Genomic DNA, 10,711 nt, shown 5'->3' on the forward strand with positions numbered 1-10,711 from the left:
CGGCCAGTCTCCGACGAATCCGGTACCTGTGGGGGGACAACCTTGAGACTGACGTCACGTCTGGCGCGCAACAAGCGCCAGATCGCGAGCGCCACCGTGATCTCCCTCGTGGTCGGCACGGTCGTCGCACTCAGCCTCAACTACGAGGGTGTCGCCACGGCCGACGTCGAGCTCAACGACGGCGGGGTCTGGGTCTCGAACAACAACAGTATCCTCGTCGGCCGGCTGAACTACCCGATCGAGGCGATCGACGCGAGCCTTGCGGCGCCGGGTTCCAACATCGATGTGCTGCAGCGCGAGGACGTCGTGTTCCTGCGCGACCTGAACTCGAACACCCTGCAGCGGGTCTCGACCGCGAACGTGGCCGTCGGTGGCGGCGTGGTCCAGCTGCCGTCCGGCTCGACCGTCGGCCTTGGTGACGACACGCTCGGCGTGCTCATCGAGGAGACCGGGGAGTACCGGGTCCTCGGCCTGGACCAGCTCGCCGTGCTCGAGGAGTCGACCGAGGATCCGACCGCCGTCCTCGGTGAGGGCGCCGTGCAGGCCGTGGCCGACGACGGCACCGCCTTCGGCCTGGATGTCCTCGACGGCACCCTGCACACGTTCACTGCGCAGGGCCGGGCCGCCGGTGACGAACCCGAGGTCGCCGAGATCGACTCCGAACTCCTCAGCGGCGCGGACGTGCAGATGACCGCGGTCGGCACCGACCCGGTGATCCTCGCCTACGCCGAGGACGACGGCAGCCTGACCCTCCTGCAGCCCGGCCGGGACGCCGTCGACCTGTCCGGCCTGGATATCGACGCGGCCTCCGCGACGCTGCAGAGCGTCAGCCCGAGCGGCGACTCGGTGGCCCTGGCCACCTCCGACGCACTCGTGCGGGTTCCGTTGCGGGGCGGTGACCCCGTGGTGCTGCCGGTCGAGACCCCGGGAGAGCCGGCCGCGCCGATGCAGATCTCCGGGTGCACCCACGGCGCCTGGGCCGGAGGCGCGGGCACCTACCTGCGCACCTGCGGCGACGCGGCACCCGTCGAGCTCCCGATCGACGGGGTTACCGGCGGCGAGCTGAAGTTCCGCACCAACCGCGGCCACGTGGTCCTCAACGAGCTCAGTAGCGGCAACTCCTGGATGATCGAGGACGCCCTCATCCTGGTCGACAACTGGGAGGACGTCACCCCTCCGCAGGACCAGGAGGAGGAAGAGGAGGAGTCCCAGGACCTCGAGCAGCAGGAGGTCCCACTGGACCGCGAAGCCGAGAACCGGCCCCCGTCGGCCGAGCCGGACTCGTTCGGGGTGCGCGCCGGCGCGACGGTCGTGCTGCCGGTCCTGGAGAACGACTCCGATCCGGACGGTGACCTGCTGATCGCGTCGGCGTTCGACGCCGTCCCGGAGACGTTCGGTACCGTCGAGGCGATCCTCGGTGGGCGGGCCCTGCAGATCCGGGTGGCCGACGGCGCCAGCGGCTCCGCGAGCTTCCAGTACACGGCCGACGACGGTCGTACCGGAGGGACCGACACCGCCACGGTCGAGCTGACCGTGCAGCCGAACTCGGTGAACAGTGCTCCCGAGCAGCAGAAGGAGATCACGGCGCGGGTGGCCGCCGGGCAGAGCGTCACGGTGAACGTGATGAACGACGTGCGCGACCCCGAGGGCGACTCGATGTTCGTCGAGGGCACGCGGGAGGCCGCCGGCCTCGTGGTGCTGGCCAACCCGAACGGTTCGGTCACGATCACCGATCCGGGTCTTGCCACCGGGATCAAGCAGGTCGTCGTGCTGGTCAGCGACGGCCGGGACACCGCCGAGGTGACCATCGACGTCGAGGTGCTCCCGGACGCGCCGGCGCCACCGCAGGCGGTGTTCGACTTCGCCACGGCGTTCGTCGGCGAGACCATCACGGTCAAGCCCCTGGTGAACGACCTCGACCCGAACAACCGGCCGCTGCGTATGTCGAACGTGACCGCGGACAACGGCGGCCCCGTCATCGTCCCGGACATGGACGGCGGCACGTTCACGTTCACCGCGGAGGCAGCGGGGGACTACTACCTGACCTACATCCTCGCCGACGACGACGGCCAACAGTCCACCGGCCTGATCCGCGTGAACGTGCGGGCACCGGAGGAGACCCCGCCGATCGCGGTGGCGGACACCGCCCTGCTGCCGCCACTGGGTTCCGTGCTCGTGGACGTCCTGCAGAACGACTCCGACCCCAACGGCGGGGTGCTCGCCGTGCAGCAGATCGACGTCCCGAACATCCCTGGCCTGCAGGTCGCCGTGCTCGAGCACCGGATCCTGCGGGTCACCGCGACCCGGACCGTGAGCGCGCCGTTCACCATCGGCTACACGGTCTCCAACGGTCTCGCCAGCTCGCCAGGCCAGGTGCAGGTGCTCCCGATGACGGGCACCGACGTCTCCCAGCCGCCGGTGGCCGAGGAGGACGTCGCCCGGGTCCGCGCCGGGGACCACGTGACCATCCCGGTCCTGGCCAACGACACCCACCCGAACGGCCTCACCTTCGAACTCGTCCCCGAGCTCGAGGAGGCCCCGGCGCAGGGCCAGGGCCTGATGTTCGTGGCCGGTGACGTGGTCCGGTTCCAGGCCCCGGCCGAGGCAGGCACCGTGACCGCCGTCTACACGATCGTGGACGAGGCCGGCCGGGTCGGCTCGGCCCGGATCACCATCTATGTGCAGGCACGTTCCGACGACGCGAACGGCCCGCCGGTGCCCGAGCCGGTGGAGACCCGGGCGTTCTCCGGGGAGCGGATCCGGATCCCGATCAACACCTACGGGATCGACCCGGACGGCGACTCCGTGCAGCTGCTCGGCGTCAACGAGGGGCCCCAGCTCGGCCGGATCGTGGCGACCGGACCGACCTACCTCGACTACCAGCCGTACACGGACTCCGCCGGCACGGACACCTTCAGCTACACGGTCCGGGACCGGCTCGGCCTCGTCGCGACCGCGCCGATCACGGTCGGCGTGATCCCGCCGCCGGACTCCAACCGGGACCCGGTGGCCGTGCCGGACGAGATCACCGTGCGACCCGGGCGTGCGATCCAGGCGGACCCGCTCGCGAACGACACCGACCCCGACGGCGACCAGCTGTACTTCGACGACCCCGCGTTCGCCGACATGGGCGGGCTCGAGCTGTCCCTCGTGGACGGCCGGGTCGCGTTCGACTCCCCGACGGAGCCCGGCACCTACATCGTCACCTACAACGTGACGGACCGGCACGGCGGCTCCGACACCGGTGCGCTCACCGTGATCGTCGACCCCGACCACGCCCCGCAGCCCCCGGTGGCGGTCGACGACGTGGTCCCGGCCAGTGCGATCCTCGGCGAGACCGTCGTGGATGTGATCGTGCTGGAGAACGACACCGACCCGGACGGGTCCGTCGAGGGCCTGGACGTCTCGATCCCGGCCGGCAACGACTCCGCCCAGGCCGTCGGGAACAACGTCCGGATCCAGCTCGCGGACAGCCGTCAGGTGGTCACCTACCAGGTGACGGACGAGGACGGACTGAGCTCCTACGCGTTCATCGACGTACCCGGGCTGCTCGACACCGGCCCGGTGCTGCGGCCGGACGCGCCGGCGATCGAAGTGCTGGCCGGCGAGCGTATCGACCTGCCGCTCGAGGACTACGTGGTCGCGCTCAGTGGCGACCCGGTGCAGCTCGCGGACACCACCAACGCACGGGCCACGAACTCCGACGGGTCGAACCCGGTCGTGGACGCGACCACGCTGCAGTACACGTCGGATCCGAACTACGTGGGCGCCGCGTCCCTGACGTTCGAGGTGACCGACGCCGCGGACATCAACGCCGACGGCATCCTGACGTCGGTGCTCACGCTCGACATCACCGTCACCTCCGACGAGAACAAGCCGCCGCGGATGCGGGCCGGCTCCCTGTCCGCCGAGGTCGGCGGCGAGGAGGTCTCGCTCGACCTGTCCCGGCTGGCGGAGGACCCCGACGGCGACTCCGGGCTCCTCGACTACACGATCGTCGATCAGGTCGACGGGTTCGACGCCGAGATCACCGACGGCGTGATCCTCACCGTCAGCGCCCACGACGACACCGCCAAGGGCGCGGTCGTCGACCTGATCATCAGCGTCACCGACGGCGAGAGTGAGCCGGTCACCGGCACCGTCACCCTGACGGCGACGGGGAGCACCCGCGAGCTGATCGTCGCCAACGACGACGACGCGGGTGAGATCCACCAGGGCGAGTCCACCGGCGTGGACGTCCTGGCGAACGACTCGAACCCGTTCCCCGACCAAGAGCGCACGATCCTGAGTGCGCAGGTGATCCAGGGCTCCGGGACGGCCACGGTCTCGGGCAACCAGGTGGTCATCACGCCGGCCCCCGAGTACAACGGACGGCTGCTCGCCAGCTACACCGTGGTGGACGTGACGGGGGACCCCGACCGCGTCGTCGAGGCCCAGATCAGCGCCGCGGTGCTCGGCCGGCCGGACCCGCCGTACGTGCCGCTCGTGGAGTCCGAGGGCAACCGCGAGGTGGTCCTGTCCTGGACCGCCCCGAACGACAACGGCGCGCCGATCACTGGCTACACCGTCTCCGGTGGCGGGGTGAGCCAGACCTGCGCGACCACCACCTGCACCATCGGTGGCCTGACGAACGGAAACGTGTACTCGTTCACCGTCGTGGCGACCAACGAGGTGGGGGACTCCGACGCGAGCGCAGCCTCGCGGGAGGCCATCCCCGACGTGAAGCCGGAGCAGCCGGCACCGCCGACCCTTGAGTACGGCGACGGCGAGCTCGTGGTGAACTGGACCCCGCCGGTCAACGAGGGCACCCCGATCACCAGCTACGACGTGCAGATCTCCCCGGCCACGGGTGGTACCAGCCAGCAGTCGGTGACCGGCACCTCGATGACGTGGACCGGGCTGACGAACGGCCAGACCTACACGTTCCGGGTGCGTGCCATCAACGACGCGCCCGATCCCGGCGACTGGTCCGGCTGGTCCCAGGGCGAGTACCCGTCCGGACCGCCGCTGCAGCCGGCGGCCCCGCAGGCGAACCGGGTCGACGACCCCGACGGGCGTCGACTGACGGTCAGCTGGACGCCGCCGAACAACAACGGTGACGCGATCAGCGCGTATTACCTGACCGTGATCCAGGACGGGAACCCCGGGGCCCCGATCAGCTTGTCCGGTTCGGTCACCTCCCGCGAGGTGCAGGTGGACAACGGCCACGACTACACGTTCACCGTGGTCGCGGAGAACCGGTCCGGCCCGTCTCCGGCGTCCGCGCCGTCGAACCGGGTGACCTCCTTCGGGCAGCCGGGTCAGGTCACAGGGGTCAGCGCGGCGCCCACGGGTCAGGATCAGCGGGCGACGGTGAGCCACGGGGTGCCGGCGGACAACGGGCAGGCGATCGGCCGGTACGAGTACAGCCTCTCCGGGGGCGGCGCCCAGTCGCTGCCGAGCAGCGGTGTCATCACCGTGCCCGCCGACGGCACGTCGTACACGGTGCGAGTGCGTGCCTGCAACAACTACTGCGGGGCGTGGAGCGCGGCGTCGGGGTCGTTCTCGACATACGGTCCGCCGAGTGCCAGCGGTGTGAATATCACCTCCTCCGCGAACGGGCAACGGGTCAACTTCTCCTGGACGGCACCCGCGTCCGACAACGGCGCACAGATCACCGCGACTCGGTGGCGGTGGGGAACGTCGGGTGCCTGGACCACCGTGAGCGGCCGCACCGGTTCCGCCACCAGGACGGGCAACTGGGAGCAGGAACACACCCTGCAGGTTGAGGTCCAGAACGAACACCAGCAGTGGAGTACGAACACGGCCCAGAAGACCCAACGGGCCGGTGCGGACCCGACGCCGCCGGTGTCGATCAACGTCGTGCATGGCAATCCGATCACCTGCGAACAAGGTGGCGGCAGCTGCTATGAGATCCGCATCAATTACCAGAACCTGCCCTCCGATAACTATGCAATCTCGTTCTACTCCAGCGGTGCTACCGGGTGCTCCATCGACCGCAACTACGCGGGGCGGTCACTGAGCGGCACCGGCAACGTGGTGCCGGGCGCGCACTATGGGCAGGGTTGTGGTGGGCAGATCCACTGGACCCTGAACGGGAACAGCCACGACTACAACGGCACGAGCAACTGGTAGCTGGGTCACGCCCGACCCGCTCCGACCAACCGATCACCCTCAGAAGGACTCATGACCGCAACTGATACCCGCGCCCCCCTGACCGCCGAACAGGCGGGCTGGTTCGCGGAGACCTTCGAACGGCTGGTCGGCAACGTCTCCCAGGCGGTGCTCGGCAAGCCGCACGTGGTGCGCCTGGCGTTCACGTGCCTGCTCAGCAGCGGGCACCTGCTCCTGGAGGACTACCCGGGCACCGGCAAGACGTCCCTGGCCCGCGCCCTCGCGGCGACCGTGCAGGCCTCGCACAGCCGGATCCAGTTCACCCCGGACCTGCTGCCCTCTGACGTCACCGGCGTGACGATCTACGACCAGGAGTCCCACCAGTTCCAGTTCCACAAGGGGCCGATCTTCGCCTCCGTCGTCCTCGCGGACGAGATCAACCGGGCCTCCCCGAAGACACAGTCCGCGCTCCTGGAGGTCATGGAGGAGGGCCGGGTCACGGTCGACGGCATCCCGCACGAGGTGGGCCGCCCGTTCATCGTGCTGGCCACCCAGAACCCGATCGAGCAGGCCGGCACCTACCGGCTGCCCGAGGCCCAGCTGGACAGGTTCCTGATGCGTTCCTCCATCGGCTACCCGGACACCGACGCCACGATCGCGATCCTGGCCGGGAGCGCGATCCGGGACCGTTCGGCCACCCTGAGCCCGGTGATCACCGGCTCGGCCGTGGTGGACATGTCCGACCTCGCCGCCTCGGTCTACGTCGACCCGGCCGTGCTCTCCTACGTCACGCAGATCGCCGAGGCCACCCGCCGTGCCCCGGAGATCGCCCTCGGGGTGTCCGTGCGTGGGGCGCTCTCACTGGTCCGCGCCGCCAAGACCTGGGCCGCCTCGCAGGGCCGCCACTACGTTATCCCGGACGACGTCAAGACCCTCGCCGAGCCCGTGCTCGCGCACCGGCTGGTCCTGGACGCCGAGGCCGAGTTCGAGGGTGCCCAGGCCGGGACCTCGCTGACCCGCATCCTCGCCGAGGTGGCACCGCCGGCGCAGCGGGCATCGGTGACCTCCTGACGTGAGCGGATTCGGTACCGAGGGCGCCCCGCGCTCGATCAACTCCACCACCAGCTCGGTCACCCGGGTGGTGGCGGGTCTGGTGACCCAGGTCAGGCGGACCTCGAGCGTCCTCACCTGGATCACCCGGGCCGCCTGGGTGGTCCTCGGCGCCGGCATCGTCGCACTGGTGGCGGGGTTCTCGCTGAACTGGATCGAGCTGATCGTCCTCGGCGCCGGGTTCGTGTTCGCATTGCTGGGGGCCGCGATCTTCGCGATCGGCCGGCACCCCTACGCCATCAGCCTGCGCCTGCGCGAGGGGCGCGTGGTGGTCGGCGAACGGGCCATGGGCGGCATCGACATCCGCAACACCTCCACCTCCGCGGTTCTGCCGGCGCGCATCGAGCTCCCGGTCGGGACCACCCGCGCGAGCTTCGCCCTGCCCGGGCTGCCGCCCGAGGGCGAGCACGACGAGTTGTTCGCGATCCCGACCACCCGCCGCGGCGTCATCGTCGTGGGACCGGTGTCCTCGGTGCGCGGCGACCCGCTCGGGCTGATCCGCCGCTCCGTGCTGTGGACCGAGCCGGAGGAGCTCTACGTCCACCCGCGCACCATCCGGATGGGCGGTTCCGCGGCCGGTTTCCTGCACGACCTCGAGGGCCGCGAGACCCGGGAGATCACGAACGCGGACCTGTCCTTCCACGCCCTGCGGGAATACGTCCCCGGCGACGACCGCCGCTACGTGCACTGGCGGTCATCGGCCCGCACCGGGACCCTCATGGTGCGCCAGTTCGAGGAGACCCGCCGATCCCACCTGGTCCTCGCGATCTCCGCCCAGGAACGCGACTACGCGGACCCGGACGAGTTCGAGCTGGCGATCTCCGCCGTCGGGTCCCTTGGCCTGCAGGCCCTCAACAGCGAGAAGCAGCTCACCGCGATGACCTCCCACGAGGTGCTCCGCACCTCCGCGCCGCGGCTGTTCCTCGACGAGCTGACCCGGCTCGAGACCGTGAAGTCGCCCACCACCGTCGTGGAGATGGCCCGCACCATCACCCGCGACGTCCTGCGCGCCACGGTCGCGGTGCTGATCTGCGGCTCCAGCGTGTCCGCACGGGACATCCGTGCTGCCGGCGCCGTGCTGCCCGTCGGGGTGCGCGCGCTGGCGATCCAGGCCCGCCTCGGCGCCGAGCCGTCCGTGCACCGGCTCGGCTCGGTCACCGTGCTCGAGCTGGGCGCCCTGGAGGACCTGCCCCGCGGCTTCCGGAAGCTCGAACGATGAGCGCCCCCGTGATGGACCCGGTCCAGGTGGCCGAGCCCGAGCCGAGCAACGGCCCTCTGCCCGTGTTCAACTGGTTCACCCGAGCCAGGGTGATCAACGCCGTCGTCCCGGTGGTGCTGCTCGCGATGGCGCTGGCGCCGCTGCAGCAGGTCTACCTGACCGGCCACCTGTACATCACCGTCATCGGGGGACTGGTGCTCGGCGCTGGCATCGCCGTCCTCGGTGCGATGCGCCGGCTGAGCACCCTGACCGTGCTCGCCGTGGCGCTGGTCGCGTTCTTCCTGTGCGGCGCGCTCGCGGCCCCGACCACCGCGATCGCCGGGATCCTGCCCACCCCCACCACCTGGCGGGTGATGGGCCTGGGCATGGTCACGGTCTGGAAGTCCGTCCTCACCCTGGACCCTCCGCTGGGCACCGGTGGCGGGCTGCTCCTGCTGCCCTACGTGCTCGCTTTCTTCGGGGCACTGATCTCGGTCACCATCTCGCTGCGCGCCAAGCACTACAGCCTCTCCCTGATCCCGCCGGCCCTGGTGCTGATCGCCTCGATCCTGTTCGGCACCCGGCTCTCCGTGCTGGCCGGGGTGCTCGGCGTGGCCGGGGTGCTGATCTCGTTGACCTGGGTCGCGTGGCGCGCGGACCGCCTCGAGCCGAACCGGGTGCTCGCGGCTTCCATCGTGCTCGGCCTGGCCGCCCTCGGTGGCACGAGCGCGTCGGTGTTCGCGGCCCCGAGCACCCCCCGCGTGGTGCTGCGTGACTTCGTGGACCCGCCGCCGGACCCGCAGGACTACTCCAGCCCCCTGGCCGGGTTCCGCAACTTCGTCGACGACCAGGCCGAGGACACCGTGTTCACGGTGGACGGCCTGCCCGGCGGCACCGAACGGATCCGCCTGGCCGCCCTGGACGCCTACAACGGCACGGTCTGGAACGTCGCCGGCGGGGACAGTGCGGGCACCGGCGCGTTCATGCGCACAGGCGAGCGGATCGCCGTCGACGTGCCGGAGAACGCCGCGAGCACCTCGGTGGCCGTCGGCGACTACCGCGGCGTGTGGCTTCCGAACGTGGGCAACACCCTGGACGTCGACTTCACCGCCGGCGACACCGACGCGCTCACCGACTCCTTCTACTACAACTCCGCCACCGACACCGGCCTGGTCACCGCGGGGCTGACCGAGGGCGACGCCTACGACCTGCTCTCCACCCCCGCGGGCGCCGAGCCCGAGGACGTCACCCAGCTCGTGGCGTCCCGGATCGCCCAGCCCGCGCCACGCAACGTTCCGGACATCATCGGGTCCCTGGCCGGTCAGTGGGCCGCGGACGCGAACTCCGACTACGCCAAGGTCGAGGCGATCGCGAGCGCCCTGAGCACGCAGGGCTTCTTCTCGCACGGGCTCGTCGGGGAGGTGCCGTCCCGTCCCGGGCACGGTGCCGCCCGGCTGCTGAGCATGTTCGAGGGCGAGCAGATGGTCGGCGACGACGAGCAGTACGCCGCCGTGATGGCGCTGATGATCCGCGAGCTCGGCTACCCGGCTCGGGTGGTGATGGGCTTCGAGGTCCCCACCGGGTCCGACTCGGGCTCCGTCGCGATCACCGGTGACGACGTGACCGCCTGGGTGGAGGTGCCGTTCGACGGCGCCGGCTGGCTGCCGTTCTTCCCGACGCCGGACGAGGACCAGATCCCGCAGAGTGACGACCCGGACCCGGTGGACCGGCCGCAGCCGCAGGTGCTCCAGCCGCCGCCGCCCCCCCAGGAGCCGCCGGACGTGCCGCCGCAGGACCGGGATGACGCCGACGTCGAGGACCAGCAGATGAAGGAGGAGCAGTCCTTCGTGCGTTGGCTCCTCATCGGTGCCGCCGTCGGCGTGCCGATCCTGGTGCTGCTCAGCCCGTTCCTCGTGATCGCTGCGCTCAAGGCCCGACGGCGTAAGCGCCGTCGGGTGCGCGGCGCACCCGTGCAGCGCATCGCCGGAGGCTGGTCCGAGGTCGAGGACCAGGCGGTCGACCTCGGTGTCACGCACGGGCGCGGGTCGACCCGGCGCGAGGCCGCGGCGAGCTTCGACGAGGCCTTCCCGGCTGCGGCGACGGTGGCGCTCGCCCGGCGTGCGGACGCGAGCGTGTTCGCGCCGGAAACCGCCGAGGACGCCGACGCCGTGGCGTACTGGCAGGACGTCGGCACGGCCACCGACCGGCTCCGGCACGGAGTGAACCGGCGCCAGCGCCTGCGGGCACGTTTCTCGCTACGCTCGCTGCGCCGTCGGACCTGAGACCGGA

At 70.9% G+C, this 10,711-nt stretch carries 4 protein-coding genes; all 4 read left to right on the forward strand.

Annotated features, from left to right (window positions below; all coding sequences use genetic code 11):
• The first annotated feature begins 42 nt into the window (after positions 1-42).
• Genes HALOF300_RS22200 through HALOF300_RS22215 form a run of 4 tightly spaced genes read left to right on the forward strand, consistent with a single transcriptional unit; the run spans position 43 to position 10,704 of the window.
• A complete protein-coding gene (locus tag HALOF300_RS22200) occupies positions 43-6,135 on the forward strand; it encodes a fibronectin type III domain-containing protein (protein ID WP_156743079.1) in 6,093 nt (2,030 codons plus the stop codon).
• 51 nt (positions 6,136-6,186) lie between these two features.
• A complete protein-coding gene (locus HALOF300_RS22205) occupies positions 6,187-7,185 on the forward strand; it encodes an AAA family ATPase (RefSeq protein WP_156743080.1) in 999 nt (332 codons plus the stop codon).
• 1 nt (position 7,186) lies between these two features.
• On the forward strand, positions 7,187-8,443 hold the full coding sequence (locus tag HALOF300_RS22210; protein WP_156743081.1) for a DUF58 domain-containing protein: 1,257 nt from the start codon (positions 7,187-7,189) through the stop codon (positions 8,441-8,443).
• The gene (locus HALOF300_RS22215; RefSeq protein ID WP_156743082.1) at positions 8,440-10,704 is read left to right on the forward strand and encodes a transglutaminase family protein; all 2,265 of its coding nucleotides are present in this window, start codon (positions 8,440-8,442) and stop codon (positions 10,702-10,704) included. Before HALOF300_RS22210 ends, HALOF300_RS22215 begins: the two co-directional genes overlap by 4 nt.
• Positions 10,705-10,711 lie beyond the last annotated feature (7 nt).

The sequence above is a fragment of the Occultella aeris genome, assembly GCF_902703175.1.
GTDB classification, from domain to species: Bacteria; Actinomycetota; Actinomycetes; order Actinomycetales; family Beutenbergiaceae; genus Occultella; species Occultella aeris.

What these genes read in the sequence shown, in the direction of transcription:
- HALOF300_RS22205 (WP_156743080.1), top strand. Translation starts at nt 6,187, where the DNA reads ATGACCGCAACTGATACCCGCGCCCCCCTGACCGCCGAACAGGCGGGC.
- HALOF300_RS22215 (WP_156743082.1), top strand. Translation starts at nt 8,440, where the DNA reads ATGAGCGCCCCCGTGATGGACCCGGTCCAGGTGGCCGAGCCCGAGCCG.